General features: G+C 70.5%; 12 protein-coding genes. 9 read left to right on the top strand and 3 right to left on the bottom strand.

Annotated elements, in window-relative coordinates; genetic code table 11:
• Complete coding sequence (locus tag ACFCV8_RS03425; RefSeq protein WP_376683566.1) at positions 1-1,020, bottom strand: SMP-30/gluconolactonase/LRE family protein; 1,020 nt, start codon at positions 1,018-1,020, stop codon at positions 1-3.
• 192 nt (positions 1,021-1,212) lie between these two features.
• Between ACFCV8_RS03425 and ACFCV8_RS03420 the strand changes: the two genes are divergently transcribed.
• The 8 genes from ACFCV8_RS03420 (at position 1,213) to ACFCV8_RS03385 (ending at position 13,571) form a co-directional block, all read left to right on the top strand.
• Positions 1,213-3,072: a flavin-containing monooxygenase gene (locus tag ACFCV8_RS03420; protein ID WP_376683565.1), complete on the top strand. Its 1,860-nt coding sequence runs from the start codon at positions 1,213-1,215 to the stop codon at positions 3,070-3,072.
• A gap of 398 nt (positions 3,073-3,470) precedes the next feature.
• The gene (locus ACFCV8_RS03415) at positions 3,471-6,302 is read left to right on the top strand and encodes a CRISPR-associated endonuclease Cas3'' (RefSeq protein WP_376683564.1); all 2,832 of its coding nucleotides are present in this window, start codon (positions 3,471-3,473) and stop codon (positions 6,300-6,302) included.
• Between the two features lie 170 nt (positions 6,303-6,472).
• Positions 6,473-8,053 (top strand): type I-E CRISPR-associated protein Cse1/CasA, encoded by a 1,581-nt coding sequence (gene casA / locus ACFCV8_RS03410; protein WP_376683563.1) that lies wholly within the window; start codon positions 6,473-6,475, stop codon positions 8,051-8,053.
• A gap of 26 nt (positions 8,054-8,079) precedes the next feature.
• Positions 8,080-8,724 carry a type I-E CRISPR-associated protein Cse2/CasB gene (gene casB / locus ACFCV8_RS03405; protein ID WP_376683562.1) on the top strand — a complete coding sequence of 215 codons (645 nt, stop codon included), beginning with the start codon at positions 8,080-8,082 and terminating at the stop codon, positions 8,722-8,724.
• Positions 8,725-8,776: 52 nt separating this feature from the next.
• A complete protein-coding gene (cas7e, locus tag ACFCV8_RS03400) occupies positions 8,777-9,970 on the top strand; it encodes a type I-E CRISPR-associated protein Cas7/Cse4/CasC (RefSeq protein WP_376683561.1) in 1,194 nt (397 codons plus the stop codon).
• Positions 9,967-10,803, top strand: coding sequence for a type I-E CRISPR-associated protein Cas5/CasD (gene cas5e, locus ACFCV8_RS03395; RefSeq protein WP_376683560.1), 837 nt, complete (start codon positions 9,967-9,969; stop codon positions 10,801-10,803). The genes cas7e and cas5e overlap by 4 nt, the downstream gene beginning before the upstream one ends.
• Positions 10,800-11,468, top strand: coding sequence for a type I-E CRISPR-associated protein Cas6/Cse3/CasE (cas6e, locus tag ACFCV8_RS03390; RefSeq protein ID WP_376683559.1), 669 nt, complete (start codon positions 10,800-10,802; stop codon positions 11,466-11,468). The genes cas5e and cas6e overlap by 4 nt, the downstream gene beginning before the upstream one ends.
• A gap of 90 nt (positions 11,469-11,558) precedes the next feature.
• Positions 11,559-13,571 (top strand): thioredoxin domain-containing protein, encoded by a 2,013-nt coding sequence (locus ACFCV8_RS03385; RefSeq protein ID WP_376683558.1) that lies wholly within the window; start codon positions 11,559-11,561, stop codon positions 13,569-13,571.
• Between the two features lie 14 nt (positions 13,572-13,585).
• On the opposite strand, the gene ACFCV8_RS03380 is transcribed toward ACFCV8_RS03385, so the two are convergent.
• Both ACFCV8_RS03380 and ACFCV8_RS03375 read right to left on the bottom strand, forming a co-directional pair.
• Entirely contained in the window at positions 13,586-14,257 is a 672-nt protein-coding gene (locus tag ACFCV8_RS03380) for a TetR/AcrR family transcriptional regulator (protein ID WP_376683557.1), read from the bottom strand.
• Between the two features lie 62 nt (positions 14,258-14,319).
• A complete protein-coding gene (locus ACFCV8_RS03375; protein ID WP_376683556.1) occupies positions 14,320-15,018 on the bottom strand; it encodes a hemolysin III family protein in 699 nt (232 codons plus the stop codon).
• A gap of 212 nt (positions 15,019-15,230) precedes the next feature.
• Here ACFCV8_RS03375 and ACFCV8_RS03370 point away from each other — a divergent pair, with 212 nt between their 5' ends.
• On the top strand, positions 15,231-17,054 hold the full coding sequence (locus ACFCV8_RS03370) for a phosphoenolpyruvate carboxykinase (GTP) (RefSeq protein WP_376683555.1): 1,824 nt from the start codon (positions 15,231-15,233) through the stop codon (positions 17,052-17,054).
• The last annotated feature ends 83 nt before the right edge of the window (positions 17,055-17,137 follow it).

Genomic DNA, 17,137 nt, shown 5'->3' with positions numbered 1-17,137 from the left:
TCAGCCCCCGTTGGACTGCCGGGTGCCCGCCGCGAGCGCGTCGAAGGCGTACAGATACCCGCCGGCCGGGCCGCTGACGGTCAGGTAGGCCCTCGTCCCGCCGGGGGTGATGGCGACGTTCGTCGCCGACTCCAACCCCTTTGTGCCGGGCGGGAGTTCGACCGTCGCCAGCCGCTCGCCGTTCCGGTCGTACACGGCCATCGCGGCCCGGCCGTGCAGCCCCTGGTAGAGATTGCCGTCCGCGTCCACGGCGATCGAGTCGGTCTGCGCGATCCCGCCGTTCACCCGGATGGCGGTGTGCCGGGACGTAACCCTTCCCTCCTGATCGAGACGCAGGTACGAGATCCGGTTCTCGGTGAGTTCGCTGAACCACAGCCCGCGGTACTCCGAGTCGAACGAGATCCCGTTCGGGGCGGCCAGATCCTTGGCCAGGACCGTCGTCTTCCCGCCGTCGCGGCCGATCCGCACCACGCGCCCGTGCGGCTCGCCCTCGGACAGCCCGCGGGAATCGCTGATGTACAGGTTGCCCTCCGGGTCGAAGGCGATGTCGTCCGGGCTCATCCGGGCCCCGTCGACCTCGCCGGAGAAGAAGGTCCGGGGATCGCCGCCGCCGGGGGCCAGGCTGACGATCTCGCCGTGCGCGAAGTCGCTCAGGTAGAGCCGCCCGTCGTACGGGCTGAACTGCGCCGAGGTGTAGGCGCCCCGGCCGTCGGTGTGGAACGCGCGGGAGGTCTTTCCTCCGACGTCCACCCGCATGACCTTGGGCCTGCCCGCGGGGGCGGTGACGTCGACGACGAGCAGGTCGCCGTTCGCGTCGAAGGTGGGTCCCTCCAGCAGGGTCATCCCGGTCTCGGCGTGCGGCCGGGTCAGCCGCATGACCTTCTGCGCTCGGACGGTCCTGCCCCCGGTGGCGGAGGGCGCCGTGTCCCCGGGGCCGAAACTCTCCGTACCGCATCCGGTGAGGAGCAGGGTGCCGACCGCGGCGAGCACGGCGAAGGAACGGGCCGAAAGCTGCTGCATGGGGGATCACACTTCCTGTTCGTCGCGAGGTCTCCGCTGATCCGGAGCGTGTACACGCCCCAAAGGGGCGACATGCCGTCTGGCCGAATACCGCCGTGCCGTCGAACCGCAACCGGACAGTGTTGTCCGGTGCTTGCTACCGTAGCCGACCACACCCACCCCGTGCCCCAACAGCCCGCGAATGGAATACGCATGACGGTGCATCAGCAACTGGACTCCGGTGAACTGTCGGAACTGGAACGGCGTTACCGGCTCGAACGCGAACGGCGCGTCCGTCCCGACGGTGCCGCCCAGTACCGCACCGCGGACGCCGAGTTCGGCTACTACGCCGCCGACCCGTACACGACCGGGCCGGACGAGCGGGAGCCCCGCCGCGACACCGTTGACGTCGCGGTGATCGGTGGCGGGTTCGGCGGCATCCTCGCCGGGGCACACCTGCGGAGCCGGGGCGTGGAGTCCATCCGGATCGTCGAGAAGGGCGGCGATTTCGGGGGCACCTGGTACTGGAACCGGTACCCGGGCATCCACTGCGACATCGAGTCCCACGTGTACCTGCCGATGCTCGACGAGACCGGCTACGTACCGGAGTGGAAGTACGCCCCCGGCGACGAGATCCGCCGCCACGCGGTCCGGATCGCGCGCCACGCCGACCTCTACGCGGACGCACTCTTCTCCACCGCCGTCACGGCCCTGACCTGGGACGAAGCCTCGGAGACCTGGATCGTGGCCACGGACCGCGGCGACGCCTTCCGGGCCACGTACGTCATCACCGCCACCGGCACCCTCACCGACCCGAAGCTGCCCGGGATCCCCGGGATCGAGGCGTTCAAGGGGCACACGTTCCACACCTCGCGGTGGGACTACGGCTACACCGGCGGCACCCCCGAGGGCGGCATGACCGGCCTCGCCGGCAAGCGGGTGGGCATCGTCGGCACCGGCGCCACCGCCGTCCAGGCCGTCCCGATGCTGGCCGAGGACGCCGCGCACCTCTACGTCTTCCAGCGCACCCCCTCCACCGTGGACGTACGGGCCAACCGCCGCACCACCGCCCAGGACGTCGGCGCCGACCGCGAGGGCTGGGCCCGCAGACGACGGGAGAACTACCTCCGCATCGTCTCCGGGGAGCACACCGAACAGGACCTCGTGGCGGACCGGTGGACCGAGTCGGCCGGCCTGCTGGAGAAGCTCCTGCCCAGCTTCCGGCGCCACGGCGACCGCGAGGCGTTCGAGGCGGGCTACGAGACCGCCGACGCCGCCAAGATGAACGAACTCCGCGCCCGCGTCGACCGGATCGTCACCGACCCGGAGACGGCGCACAAGCTCAAGCCCTGGTACCGCTACGCCTGCAAGCGCCCCACCTTCTCCGACCTGTACTACCCGGCGTTCAACCGCGACGACGTCACCCTCGTCGACACCGCGGACACCCACGGCATCGAGCGCGTCACCGAGGACGGTGTCGTGGTCGGCGGCATCCGGTACGCACTCGACTGCCTGATCTTCGCCACCGGGTTCGACGTCGGCGCCTCCGGCATCCACTCGGGCCGGCTCCCCGTCCGCGGCCGGGGCGGCGTCGGACTGCTGGACAGGTGGGCGCGCCGGGGCCCGCGCACCCTCCACGGATTCACCAGCAACGGTTTCCCCAACCTGATCCAGCTGGGCTCCCTCCAGAACGCCAGCAGCGTCAACTTCACCCACATCCTGGACGAGCAGGCCCGCCACGCCGCCGCCCTCGTAGCGGCCGCCGAAGCCGCCGACGCCCTCGTCGAACCCTCCACCGAGACCGAGGACGCCTGGCTCGCCACCCTCACCGAAGGCGCCCCCGACCACGAGTGGTTCCACGCCGAGTGCACCCCCGGCTACTACAACCGAGAAGGCAGAGGCCGCCCCAACGGCCCCACCGCCTACCCGCACGGCGCCGTCGCCTTCCACGAACTGCTGGCGCGGTGGCGGGAGGAGTCCCTGGGGGAGGTGCTCCGGGGGAGGGCCGATTCCGCGCGGGGGACGGGCGATCGGCCGAGTGGTGGGCGGAGCACCCCTGGTGGTTGCCGGTGAACATCCACCGTCCCGGCGGGACGTGACCTCACTCGCCGGGGACGGCGATCGGCCCCAGGAACGAAGAGAGGCCCGGACCGAAGTCCGGGCCACGGGTCGGGACTACTGCCCTGACCACCAATCCAGCAGGATCCCCGCAAGCAGCTTGCCGACGAAGGAGCCGGCGAACTGCTTGAAGAACCCACTGCAGCGGTTCTCGGACTTGTTCATGTAGTGACACCTTGGAGATCGGCGGCTACACGGATACCTGGCTCGGGACCCGCTGGGCAGTGTCACTGAGCCGTGGGGACGCATCCCCTGCCGTGCAGTCGCTGGATCTCCTCGACCCACGTCCGACTGTACGCCAAATGAAGTCTGTTTGACGGTAGATGTCTTGGACGTGCTGCTAGAACACTCATATGGAGATCAGTGCCGAAACCGGGTCCAGTGGCGCGAGCCCCCTCTGCCGACACGGCCGGACCCGACTCCTGGACACCCGTCTGTGGGGCAAGCAGAGCAAACTGACGCAGCCGTATCCGGTGGTATGTCATCTCATCGACACCGGTGCCTACTTCGCGGAACTGTGGGAGTCGACCGTCGGGCCGTTCCAGCGTGCCCGCGTTGCCCGCGAGCTTGGACTGTCGGAGCGTGACGCCGCACGGGAGCTGGCCTTTTGGGCCGCGCTGCACGACGTGGGGAAGATCTCTCCGTCGTACCAGCACTTCCTCTCCACGGAGGCACGGAAGAAGTACCCGGAGCGCTTCGAACGACTACTCGCTGACGGCCGCTACCGGCACGGCAGATACGGCACCGACAACAGGGCGGGGTCGCACGGCAGGATCACGCACTGGGCCCTGCCCGGGATCTTTGAGCAACTGGGCTACTCGGCGACCGCTCCCGGCGGGCGGGCCCGTACTCTCGTCGGTCATGCCGTTGGCCAATTACTGGGCGGGCACCACGGGTTGTTCCACCCGCGGATGGAGAGGCGGCAGCTGAGGAGTCCGGAAACATTCCTGCCGCAGCTCGGGCTGGGCGAATGGCCGGAGCAGCGCCTCCGCCACGTCCGCATGGTGCGCACGCTGATCACGGACGACGGCCCGGTGCCGACGGGCATGCTCCCGGCCGAGCTCGCGGTCGTGGTGCTGGGTGTGGTGATGGTGGCGGACTGGATGGCCAGCGACACGAAGTCGATCGAGTCGGTGCGCTGTCTCGCGGACGAGGCGTGCTGCTGCGACGAAGCCCTTCGGCAGCACTGGGAGCGCGTCCGGGAGACGGCCCGCGAGAGAGTGGGGAAACAGGCTCTGGGGCGGTGCGGATTCGCTGCCTCGTCGGGGGAGGAACTGCTGCGGACCGCCGGGTTCCCGGACAGCTCCGTGCACGGCCGACTCGCGCGACGGCTGCTCACGGAGGCCGGGCCCGCGCAGGGCGGCATGCTGCTGGTGAGTGCTCCCGCGGGCCCCGCCCGCCGACGGCTCGGGATGGTGGCGGCCTCGAACCTGGGCCGCGCGTCCAAAGCCCGAGGCATCGCTCTCGCGCTGCCGGACGAGATGCACCTTGACGATGCGTCGAAGGAGCTGGCGTCGTTGGCCGGCACGCTTCTGGAGGGCTCCGGCATGCTCGTCCGCCTTCACGCGCTGTCCTTCGACGCCGGGCCGGAGACGGCCTTCGAGGAGGTCCCCGAACTCAGCCTCGCCCCGGAGGACCAAGCCGTCGCGAAGAAGTGGCTCACCCCGCAGCGCCGTGGGTGGCTGGCCTCGCTCGGAGTGGGCGTGCTCGACCAGTTCCTGTTGGCCGTCCTGCCCGTTCCGGACAACGCGGTACGGCTTTTCGGGCTCAGCGAGAAGGTCTTCGTGGTGGACGACGTGCGCCCGCAGGAGCCGGCGCTGCACCAGCTCCTGTGCCTGCTGGTGGAGTGGCTGGCGGCCCTCGGGACATCCGTGGTCCTGCTGACCGACACCCTGGCCGGGGAGAGCGCCGACCGTCTGGTGAAGGCCTACCAGAGCGGCGTGCGAGTGGCCCGGAGGCCGAAGACCTGGGAGGGCGGTGCGCCGCCGTCGGCGGAGTTGCCGAAGCCGGGCTGGCTGTACGTCGACGGGCTGGACGGTTCGGTCACCGCGGTCGCCGACGAAGCCCCCGAGGATTCGGTCCTGTCCGTGTCCCTGCTCGAAGTCCGGCCGAGACCCGGTGGCACGGGCCCGTACGTGGACGCCGTCACGGATCGGTCCGGGGGCACCGGCTCAACCCTTGTGTGCTGCGACAGTGTGGAGGAGGCCCAGCGGACCTTCACCGCGATCGAACAGCACCGTCGCGGGCACGCGACGCCCGGCGAGGTCCGGCTGCTGCACCAGCGATTCCGTCGACACCACTTCCGCGAACTGATGGAGGAATGCACGGCAGCCCACGAGAACCCGGCGCGGGACGGTTCGGTTCTTGTCACCACCCCCGCCTTCGCCGAGTACCTTCCGTTCCGTTTCGAACGGGTCGTCACTCGTTCCGCCCCGTTGCCGTCGCTGCTGGCCCGGGCTTCTCACGGCCGGTGCCTGACCATCCTGGACGGCGGGGAGCATGCCGACTCGCCGATGGACCGGGCCCTGCGGCAGCACACGGTTCAAGCGCTCCGATCGCACGGCCCGCAGCTCCGACTTCCCGGCGACACGGCCCGGTTGATCCGTCAGGTGTACGACTCGGACAGCTATCTGGCCGCGTTCGAGGACATCCGAGCCAGGCCGGATGACCGCCTTCTGGCCGCGGAGGCCGAAGGACACGAGGCCTGGCTGCTGTACGACGCCCGGCGCGCCGGTATCCGCGGCCCGGCGGATGTCCATGGCGACCTGTACGAGCTGACCTGGACCGAGCATGGCCTCACGGAGGAGCGCCTCGCGGCCACGATGGGCTTCGAGGAGGCATATGTGCTGTTCATTCATCTCCGGGGCATGGTTGCCTTCCTGGATCCCGAGGGGAAGGAGGAAGTGCCGCGCCTCAAGGACGGGGGAGGCTCGGCCGTGGCCGCTCTGGCCCGGCACGCGATTCCGGTTCCGCCGCAGTGGGTGCCCGAGGGTGGGCTCTCGGCGCAGATGGACCGCAAGCGGTTCGACGGCGTCGAGAACATCAAGTTCCGGCAATGGAACGAGCGGACGTGGCTGAACAGGGTGTTCCCGGTAGTGCTGGGCGCGGACGGCGACCCCTCCACGGGCTTCCTCGGGAACATGCGGCTCGGGCTCACCAGGACCGGCTTGATCAGGCTCAGTTGACTGCCCGATTCCCCGAATGAGTCACACCGCGAATCGTGATCGTCTACGCTCGCCGACAACCCAGGACTACGTAAAGTTCCATTGGGGGCACGGTGAGTGCGCGCCGCTCCGGGACAGGGCTGCCGTGCGGCTCTCCGGAGCGGAAGAGAATGTGGGAGACCGGGGGAGCCATGGAACCGTCACGGGCGATGAATCTCTTCGACGAGCCGTGGATTCCGGTGCGTTGGCTCCCCGGCCGGAACGGCCCCGACTCCCTGGGGCTCCGGGGCCTTCTGGAGCGCTGCCAGGACATCGAGGCCCTGGACATCCCGCTCGCCGCCGCCCACTCGGCACTCCTGCGGGTGCTGTACGCGCTCACCGCACGGGTCACCAAACTGGACGAGTACCGGGATGACGAGGCCCCGGACATCGACTGGTTGTGCCGACGTGAGGAAGTCTTCGAAAGCGGAGCACTGCCGCAGTGCCGTATCGAGGGCTACATCGATCAGTGGCACCACCGGTTCTTCCTCTTCGACGGTGGTGCGAACGGCCGTCCGTGGCTGCAGGACCCGCGTCTGGCGGAGGAGTGCACCGAGTCGAGCGGCGTGAACAAACTGGTGGTGACCCGCCCTTCGGGCAACAACCACTCCTGGTTCGGTCACGTCCGTGACGACGCCCCGCATCCGCTCTCCGCGGCCACGGCGGTGCTGTACCTGCTGATGTGGCACTACTACGGCGCCCCCGGCAAGTGCACCCCCCGGCTGCTCCACGGAGAGCGGATCTCCGAGGCCAGGCGCGGACCGTTGCACGGATCGCTCTCCTACCACCCGGAAGGGGAATCGCTGCTGGTCACCCTTCTCGCCGGGCTCGTGCGCCCAGGGACGGAAGTGCGGCGTACGGAAGACCTCTGCTCCTGGGAGCGGGACGAGCCGACAGACCCGACGGGTGCTCCGCCGGTTCCGCTCGGCCCCTGCGGCTGGTGGACGGACATCTCGCGGCACGCTCTCCTGCTCCAGCCCGACGACCGCGGGGAGCACGTCACCGACGCCCGCATCACCTGGGCGTACCGCCTCCCGGGAGCCTTCGACGACCCGTACCTCGTCTGGGAACACAGGACCGTGAAGAACGAGGACATCCGTTCTGCCCGGCCCGCCAGGGCAAACAGGGCCCTGTGGAGGGATCTGGACGGCCTGCTGGGCCACCAGCCCCCGGAGGCCGACGGCGAGGCGACCACGGTGGAGCGCCCCAGACTGTTCGCGACGGCGGTCGAGCTCACCGAACAACTGCGTATCAGGGCACTCGGCCTGGACCAGGACAAGTCCAAGAACATCCAGTTCGTCAGCGGCCTCACCCCCTCGACCGTGGGCCACCTGACCGATCGGATCCCCGAAGCCCAGGTCGCGGTCGGACGGCTGCGCAGGCTGGGCGAACGGTACGGGGAGAACCTCGTCGGAGCAGTGCGCAAGGCATGGGAGCTGTACACGAGGGGCGATCCCAAGCAGGCGGGCAAACTCGTCCCGCAGGCCGAGGCGCTGTACTGGCCGGCCGCCGAGCGCGAGTTCTGGTCCCGCTTCGACCGCCTCGAACGCACCCGTGAGGACCCCGACGGCGGCCTGGACATCCGTGGTGCGCGCGACGCCTTCCTGCGACTTGCCCAGGAAGCCTACAAGCACGCGACCGAACCGCTCACCCGCTCCACCCGCGGGAACCAGGCAGTGGTCGAAGCCTATGGCCTGCTGTGGGCGACGCGTCCCGTGCGCAAGAACAAGTAGTCACCACGCCGACCGGAAGGTGCCCCATGGCAGAAGACCGCAGGGCCACGGCGCAGGAGCGCCGTGCCGAGAACCTGCGTTTCGTACGGGAGATCCGGCAGCTGTGCGCAGACAACCCCGGGGCGCACGGGCGCCTGCGCCGAGGCCTGGGCAAGGACATCGACCAGGCCTCCGGGATGCACGAGTTCATCGCGCACTGGCTCCCCGAGAGGCGGAACCGGGAGCGGGACCGCGCCTACTACGCGGTCGCCGCGCTCATCGCCGACCAGCCTCGTCACGTCGTTCGCGACCGGCCGGTGGAGGAGCCGAGGGCGGAGCAGCTGAACGGTGCCTACGGTGTCAGCTTCGGTCACACTCTCGCCGAGTCCGTTCTCAATTCTCCCGCGCAGGAACGCTCACGCCGACGGGACAACACCCGCAGACGTCTGGAACTCCTCGTCCGCCAGAGCCCCGCCGGGCTGCACCGCTACCTCCCCCAGACCACCCGCCTCCTGCGCCAGTACGAGACCGAACCCGACTGGGCCCAGATGCTGAGCGACCTGATCCGCTGGCCGTGGAACGCCGCCGAGATCGGGAGCCGGTGGCAGCAGGACTACTTCCGTACCCTCCACCGCGACGAGTGGGGGAAGAAGGACGAATCCGACGCGGCCCAGGCCGTCCCGGAAGCCTGATCACCCACAGCCCGACCGCCGTACCCGCACACCACTCCAGAAGGAGCCCTCCGTGGCGACCGCGCACCTGCCCGCCTGCTTCGTGGACGTCCACGTCCTCCAGAGCGTCCCCGTGTCCACGTTGAACCGCGACGACCTCAACGCCGTCAAGACGGTGGATTACGGCGGTGTGCGGCGCACCCGTGTCAGCAGCCAGTCGTGGAAGAGGGCGCTGCGCGAGGAATTCCAGAAGGAGATCGGCCAGTACGCCACCCGGACCCGCCGGATCGGCAAGGCCGTCGCCGATGTGCTGAAGGAGAAGCACGGGTGGGGTCACCAGGAAGCACGCCGGGCCGGTGCTCATGTCGTGGCGGCCTCCGGTATCAAGTTCGCCATCGAGGGGAAGCCGGACCAGGAGGACTACGAGGCCATCACCAACGGACTCGTCTATCTGTCCTCCGAATCGATTGAGGAACTCGCCGCCCTCGCCGCCGAGCACCCGGACAAGATCAAGAAAAAGAAGATCGAGAAGGCGACGGACAAGTCGCAGCTTCCCGCAGCCGAAATCCAGGAGATCATCCGCCGGGGCAACGCCGTCATCCACACCTTCGGCCGCATGCTCGCCGAGGTCGACGGTGCCGATGTCGACGGGGCGGTCCAGGTCGCCCACGCCTTCACCACCCACCGCAGCGATGTCCAGGTCGACTACTTCACCGCCGTCGACGACCTGACCGCCGCATGGGGCGAGACCGGCAGCGGCCACCTCAACGAGGCCGAGTTCTCCGCCGGCACCTTCTACCGCTTCGCCACGATCGACCTGCGCGAACTCATCGCCAACATGGGCAAGGTCCACACCTCCCAAGGCCCCCGCGACGCCTCCGAGGACGCCCGTAACATCGCAGGGGCCTTCCTCTCCGCCTTCATCCGCTCCCTGCCGCAGGCCAAGAAGAACTCCACCGCACCGCACACCGCACCGGACCTCGTCCACATCAGTGTCCGCAGCGACCGCCCGCTCTCCTTCGCCGCCGCCTTCGAAACCCCGGTGCGCTTCGCGCAGGGCGGCGGACACGGCGCCGCGTCCCGCGATCAGCTCGTCGCGTACGCACGAACCGCCACCACTCTCATGGGCAGTAACCGCATCCTCTCCGCCCACTGGGCCGGTACCGGCCAGGACATCGAGGGACTGGGGGCACGTGTCGACTCCTTCGACGCGCTGGTCGAAGCCGGCGTCGGAGCCGCGTTCGCCCCGCTGGGGAGCGGAGCGTGACCGTGCCACAGCCGCCTCGGCAGCCCGGGCTGCTGCTGCGCCTCGCCGCGCCGTTGCAGTCCTGGGGAGAGCACAGCCACTTCACCCAAGAGCGTGACACCGCCTCCTTCCCCACCAAGTCCGGCGTACTCGGCCTGTTGTCCTGCGCGCTGGGCCGGCCCCGCGGGCAGGACAACAGCGATCTGCGGCGACTGGGACTCACGGTGCGCATCGACCGGCCCGGCTACGTGCTGCGCGACCTGCACACCGTCGGCGGCGGCCTGGCCCCCAAGGACACCGTCCGAACGGCCAAGGGCGGTAACCGCGGCGAGAACAGGTCCACTCTGTACGGCCACCGCCTCTACCTTGCCGACGCCGCCTTCGTCTGTGCGCTCACCTGCCCGGAAGAGGCGGTCCTCGACCGCTGCGCCGACGCGCTGACTACTCCGCGCTGGCCCCTGTACCTGGGCCGCCGTGGCTGTCCGCCCGAGGGCCCTGTTCTGCTCGAAAGCAGCCCGGACGTCCTCGGCAGCCTCCTTCGGCTTCCCCTGCCGGCGCGGCCCAGGACCCCGGCCGCCGTGACGCTGCTCGCCGACCGCCCCCTCGGCTGGCTCCCACGCCATCCCGAGGACACCGACGACGGTTCCTGTCCCAGTTCCGAGGTGCAGGACGAACCGGTCGACACCGCGTCGCACCGGCGCGTCTTCCGCACCCGCAGGCTCTACCGGGGCTCCTGGCATCCGCCCGAGCAGCTGTACACCAACAAGCTCGGCGCCGACTACCTCGACGACCTCGCCCGGCATCTGAACGCCGCCAACGTGCCCTCGCCCGACAGTCCGGAGGCCGCCGTATGACCACCTGGCTCGCCCGCCTCGTTCTCGACACGTCCCGTACCGACGTACGCGAGGAGCTGCGCAACGCCGTGGCCATGCACCGACGCGTGATGTCCCTCTTCCCCGACCTCCCTGAACTCGAAGAGCCGCGCAGGCATTTCGGCGTACTGCACCGGGTCGAACGGGCCGAGCGGCAGGCCGTGCTCATGGTCCAGAGCAACAGGGAGATCACCCCGGAACGGCTGCCGGACGGGTACGCGGTCGGCGCTGCCTCACGCAGCATCGAGCCGCTCCTGGACGCCCTTGCCCATGGCCGCCTTCTGTCCTACCGCTGCGACGCCAACCCCATCCGTCGCCCCGGCCGCACCACGCGGGAGCTGTACACGAACCTGCCCTCGGTCGTCGCCCTCCAGGGCCGCCACGCCGATGACTGGTGGCACCGGCGGGCAGGCATCGCAGGTCTCAAGATCCACACACACCTCTCCCACCCGCTGGACGCCGCTGTCGGCCGCCGCGGCAAGGGCGGCGACGCCCAGAAGGTGCGTCACCACCGGGTCCGCTTCGAGGGAACCGCTGAAATCGTCGACCCCGACGCCCTGCGAGCCGCGATGACCGGTGGCGTCGGAAAGGGGCGGGCATACGGGTGCGGGCTGCTGACCATCGCGCCGCTACGGGTGGAGGAGTAGACGCCGGCGGCTGCCCTTTTCGGTGGACCGGCTCCGGGATCCACCCCTGAGAGCTGGGCCGGTGGATCGGGATCGTGCAAGGGTGGCCGTATGAACCGCCTTGCCGAAGCGCAGTCACCGTATCTGTTGCAGCACGCCGACAACCCGGTCGATTGGTGGCCCTGGGGCCCTGAGGCCTTCGAAGAGGCGCGGCGGCGCGACGTTCCCGTGTTCCTGAGCGTCGGCTACAGCTCGTGCCACTGGTGTCACGTCATGGCGCACGAGTCCTTCGAGGACGGGGCGACCGCCGCGTACATGAACGAGCACTTCGTCAACGTGAAGGTGGACCGCGAGGAGCGGCCCGATGTGGACGCGGTGTACATGGAGGCGGTGCAGGCGGCGACCGGGCACGGGGGGTGGCCGATGTCCGTGTTCATGACGGCGGACGGGGAGCCGTTCTACTTCGGCACGTACTTCCCGCCCGAGCCGCGGCACGGGAGCCCGTCCTTCCGGCAGGTGCTCGAAGGGGTGTCGGCCGCCTGGGGCGGGCGGCGGGGGGAGGTCGCGGAGGTGGCCGCGCGGATCGTGCGGGACCTGGGCGGGCGCTCGCTGGTGAGCGGTGGGGACGGGCTGCCCGGGGAGCCGGAGCTGTCGCAGGCGCTGCTCGGGCTGACCCGCGACTACGACGAGAAGTACGGCGGGTTCGGCGGGGCGCCCAAGTTCCCGCCGTCGATGACCGTCGAGTTCCTGCTGCGCCATCACGCCCGCACCGGGTCGGAGGGCGCTCTCCAGATGGCCGCCGACACCTGCCGGGCGATGGCCGAGGGCGGGATCTACGACCAGCTCGGCGGCGGCTTCGCCCGCTACGCGGTGGACCGGGAGTGGATCGTGCCGCACTTCGAGAAGATGCTCTACGACAACGCGCTGCTCTGCCGGGTGTACGCGCATCTGTGGCGGGCCACCGGATCGGAGCAGGCCCGGCGGATCGCCCTGGAGACCGCCGACTTCATGGTGCGCGAACTGCGCACCGCCGAGGGCGGGTTCGCCTCCGCGCTGGACGCCGACAGTGAGGACGTGGACGGCCGGCACGTCGAGGGCGCGTACTACGTCTGGACGCCCGCGCGGCTGCGGGAGGTGCTCGGCGAGGCGGACGCCGCCTTCGCCGCCGAGTACTTCGGGGTGACCGAGGAGGGCACCTTCGAGGAGGGGGCCTCCGTGCTCCGGCTCGTGGGGCGTGGGGTGGCGGACGCGGACCGGGTCGCCGACGTGCGGGCCCGGCTGCTGGCCGCGCGGGAGGAGCGCCCGCGCCCCGGCCGGGACGACAAGGTGGTGGCGGCCTGGAACGGGCTGGCCATCGCCGCGCTCGCCGAGACCGGGGCCTACTTCGACCGGCCCGACCTGGTGGAGCGTGCCACCGAGGCGGCCGACCTGCTGGTCCGGGTCCACATGGGGGACACCGCGCGGCTGACCCGTACCTCCAAGGACGGACGGGCGGGCGGCAACGCCGGGGTGCTGGAGGACTACGGCGACGTCGCCGAGGGCTTCCTCGCGCTGGCCGCGGTCACCGGGGAGGGCGCCTGGCTGGACTTCGCCGGATTCCTCCTCGACATCGTGCTCGTGCACTTCACCGGCGAGGGCGGCCAGCTGTACGACACCGCCGACGACGCCGAACAGCTGATCCGCCGCCCCCAGGACCCCACCGACAACGCGGTCCCGGCCGGCTGGACGGCGGCGGCCGGGGCGCTCCTCTCGTACGCCGCGCACACCGGTTCCGAAGCGCACCGGACCGCGGCGGAGCAGGCGCTGGGTGTGGTGAAGGCGCTGGGGCCCCGGGCGCCCCGGTTCATCGGCTGGGGGCTCGCGGTGGCCGAGGCGCAGCTCGACGGGGTGCGGGAGATCGCGGTGGCCGGGCCGGTCGGCGGCGAGCTGCACCGTACGGCGCTGCTGGGTACGGCACCGGGGGCGGTGGTCGCGGCGGGGGAGACCGGCGGGGCGGAGTTCCCGCTGCTGGCGGACCGGCCGATGGTGGGCGGGGCGCCGACGGCGTACGTCTGCCGCCGCTTCGTGTGCGACGCGCCGACGACGGACGCGGGTGAGCTGGCCCGGAAGATCGGCGTGCGGTAGAAGGCCGACGGGCGTCAGCCGGTGGCGAGCGGGGTCGCCAGGGCCGCCATCGCTTCGTCGGCCAGGGCGACTAGGTCGTCCTCGCCGTCCCGCTCGCCCCAGTACAGCACCGCCTCGCGCAGTGCGCCCAGCGCCGCCGTGACGGACACCCGGACCGCCAGATCACCGGTGGCGCGGCCAGAGCGGGCGGCGAAGGCGGCGGCCAGGGCCCGTGCGGTGCCCGGGATGCTCTCCGCCGTACGGGCCCGGAGCGCGGGGACCCGGGCCAGCAGCACGGCGCGCTGCCGCAGCTCCCGGCTCTCGGCGGCCGGCAGCGCGGCGAGGGCCTCGGCCAGCACGTGCCGGAGCGAATCCAGCGGCGGCTCACCGGCGGGGCGGGCCCGCAGCGAGGCCTCCAGGACCGCGTCGTACTCGTCGGTGAGGACGATGTCCTCCTTGGCCGGGAAGTAGCGGAAGACGGTACTGGGGGACACCTCGGCCGCCGCCGCGATCCGCTCGACCGTCGTCGCCTCGTACCCCTGCTCGGCGAAGAGCCGGTAGGCGGCCCGGCGGATCTCGACCCTTGTCCGGAGCTTCTTCCGCTCGCGCAGTCCCGGCGCGGAAACGGCAGAAGCGAGGGGCACGGAAGAAGCGAGGGGCACGGAAGAGGCGAGGGAAACGGAAGGGGTACGGGGGGTGGCGGCCATGGGCGCCATTGTCGGGCATCCGGCGGCCGCCGGCACCGCCCCGCGACGGGCCGCGGGCGCGGTCAGCGGTGGTTGTAGGCGACCAGTGAGATGCCGACGTAGTGCACCACGAAGGCCGCCAGCGTCAGCGAGTGGAACACCTCGTGGAAGCCGAACCAGCGCGGGGAGGGGTTGGGGCGCTTGATGCCGTAGATGACCCCGCCCGCGCTGTAGAGCAGCCCGCCGACGACCACCAGCACCAGGACGGCGATCCCGCCGGTCCGCATGAAGTCGGGCAGGAAGAAGACCGCCGCCCAGCCCATCGCCAGGTAGCACGGCGTGTACAGCCAGCGCGGGGCGCCGACCCAGAACACCCGGAAGGCGATCCCCGCCGCGGCCGCCGCCCAGACCGCCCAGAGCAGCGGCGTCCCGGTGGAGTCGGGGAGCAGCAGCAGGGTCAGCGGGGTGTACGTGCCCGCGATGATCAGGAAGATGTTGGCGTGGTCGAGGCGGCGCAGCACCGCCTCGCCGCGCGGCCCCCAGGTGCCCCGGTGGTAGAGCGCGCTCACACCGAAGAGCAGACAGGCGGTCAGGGTGTAGATCCCGCAGGCGATCCGGCCGCGGGAGCTGTCGGTGAACGCGATCAGCGCCACTCCGGCGACGATCACGGCGGGGAACATCCCGGCATGCAGCCAGCCGCGCATGCGCGGCTTCGCGGGGAGGGCGTCGGACTCGGCTGATTCCGGCCCGGCGGGCGCGGATGCGGCAGCGGCAGCAGTCATTCCCGCATCGTACCTACGCAACCGTAGGTAACCGGTACGAGTGGCGATGCTCACGTGTGCGCCCCCCTGGACATATGGGCGGAACGGGCGGATGATCAAATGAGTGCGGTCGGCACCGGATGAGCGCCAGCGGGATTCGAAGGGGTCGAAGCATCCGGGTCGCAGCCCCCACGGGGCAACTACCAAGCAGACACCCTCAACAAGGAGCGATCGTGGCGCGCGACATCGCGGCTCCCCCCACTCTTCCCACCGAGCACCAGGAACTCATCTCCTGGGTGAACGAGATCGCGGCGATAACGGAGCCGGACCAGGTCGTCTGGTGCGACGGTTCCGAGGCCGAGTACGAGCGCCTGTGCGGGGAGCTCGTCGCCAAGGGCACCTTCACCAAGCTGGACGAGGAAAAGCGCCCGAACTCCTACTACGCCGCGTCCGACCCGAGCGATGTCGCCCGCGTCGAGGACCGTACGTTCATCTGCTCCGAGAAGGAGGAGGACGCCGGTCCGACGAACCACTGGAAGGCCCCCGCCGAGATGCGGGAGATCTTCACGGGTGAGAAGGGCGTCTTCCGCGGCTCGATGCGCGGTCGCACGATGTACGTCGTCCCGTTCTGCATGGGCCCGGTCGGCTCGCCGCTCTCCGCGATCGGCGTCGAGATCACCGACTCCGCCTACGTCGCCGTCTCGATGCGCACCATGACGCGCATGGGCCGGGCGGTGCTGGACGAACTCGGCACCGACGGCTTCTTCGTCAAGGCCGTGCACACCCTGGGCGCCCCGCTGGAGGAGGGCCAGGAGGACGTTCCGTGGCCGTGCAACTCCACCAAGTACATCTCGCACTTCCCCGAGGACCGCGAGATCTGGTCCTACGGCTCCGGCTACGGCGGCAACGCCCTGCTCGGCAAGAAGTGCTACGCGCTGCGCATCGCCTCCGTCATGGCGCGTGACGAGGGCTGGCTCGCCGAGCACATGCTGATCCTCAAGCTCACCCCGCCGCAGGGCGAGGCGAAGTACGTCGCGGCGGCCTTCCCGTCCGCCTGCGGCAAGACCAACCTCGCCATGCTGGAGCCGACGGTCCCCGGCTGGACCGTGGAGACCATCGGCGACGACATCGCCTGGATGCGCTTCGGCGAGGACGGCCGTCTCTACGCGATCAACCCCGAGGCCGGCTTCTTCGGCGTCGCGCCCGGCACCGGCGAGCACACCAACGCCAACGCCATGAAGACGATGTGGGGCAACTCCGTCTTCACCAACGTCGCGCTCACCGACGACGGCGACGTCTGGTGGGAGGGCATGACGGAGACCGCTCCGGCCCACCTCACCGACTGGAAGGGCAACGACTGGACGCCCGCGTCCGACACGCCCGCCGCCCACCCCAACGCCCGCTTCACCGTCCCGGCCGGGCAGTGCCCGATCATCGCGCCGGAGTGGGAGGACCCGAAGGGCGTGCCGATCTCGGCGATCCTCTTCGGCGGCCGCCGCGCCTCCGCCGTCCCGCTGGTCACCGAGTCCTTCACCTGGCAGCACGGCGTCTTCCTCGGGGCCAACGTGGCATCCGAGAAGACCGCCGCCGCCGAGGGCAAGGTCGGCGAGCTGCGCCGCGACCCGTTCGCCATGCTGCCGTTCTGCGGCTACAACATGGGCGACTACATGAACCACTGGATCAAGGTCGGCGCGGACAAGGACCAGTCCAGGCTCCCGAAGATCTACTACGTGAACTGGTTCCGCAAGAACGACGCGGGCAAGTTCGTGTGGCCCGGCTTCGGCGAGAACAGCCGCGTCCTGAAGTGGATCGTCGAGCGCCTCGACGGCAAGGCCGAGGGCGTCGACTCCCCGATCGGCGTCCTGCCGGCCAAGGGCTCCCTCGACACCGAGGGCCTGGACCTCTCCGAGGCCGACCTGGACTTCCTGCTCAGCGTCGACAAGGAGGTCTGGCGCGAGGAGGCGGCGCTGGTCCCCGACCACCTCAGCACCTTCGGCGACCACACGCCCAAGGAGCTGTGGGACGAGTACCGCGCGCTGGTCGAGCGCCTGGGCTGACGCCCGCCGGGCGCACTCCGCGCGAGTGCGCCCCGCACGCCCCCGCGGCCGGGCCCCGGACATCCGCCCTGACCTGTGGGGCC

Source organism: Streptomyces sp. NPDC056347 (genome assembly GCF_042262625.1).
GTDB lineage: Bacteria > Actinomycetota > Actinomycetes > Streptomycetales > Streptomycetaceae > Streptomyces.
This window is presented reverse-complemented; position numbering and strand designations above follow the sequence as displayed.

Coding starts and splice junctions, on each gene's coding strand:
- ACFCV8_RS03425 (WP_376683566.1), bottom strand. CDS start 1,020: ATGCAGCAGCTTTCGGCCCGTTCCTTCGCCGTGCTCGCCGCGGTCGGC.
- ACFCV8_RS03420 (WP_376683565.1), top strand. CDS start 1,213: ATGACGGTGCATCAGCAACTGGACTCCGGTGAACTGTCGGAACTGGAA.
- ACFCV8_RS03415 (WP_376683564.1), top strand. CDS start 3,471: ATGGAGATCAGTGCCGAAACCGGGTCCAGTGGCGCGAGCCCCCTCTGC.
- casA (WP_376683563.1), top strand. CDS start 6,473: ATGGAACCGTCACGGGCGATGAATCTCTTCGACGAGCCGTGGATTCCG.
- casB (WP_376683562.1), top strand. CDS start 8,080: ATGGCAGAAGACCGCAGGGCCACGGCGCAGGAGCGCCGTGCCGAGAAC.
- cas6e (WP_376683559.1), top strand. CDS start 10,800: ATGACCACCTGGCTCGCCCGCCTCGTTCTCGACACGTCCCGTACCGAC.
- ACFCV8_RS03385 (WP_376683558.1), top strand. CDS start 11,559: ATGAACCGCCTTGCCGAAGCGCAGTCACCGTATCTGTTGCAGCACGCC.
- ACFCV8_RS03380 (WP_376683557.1), bottom strand. CDS start 14,257: ATGGCCGCCACCCCCCGTACCCCTTCCGTTTCCCTCGCCTCTTCCGTG.
- ACFCV8_RS03375 (WP_376683556.1), bottom strand. CDS start 15,018: ATGACTGCTGCCGCTGCCGCATCCGCGCCCGCCGGGCCGGAATCAGCC.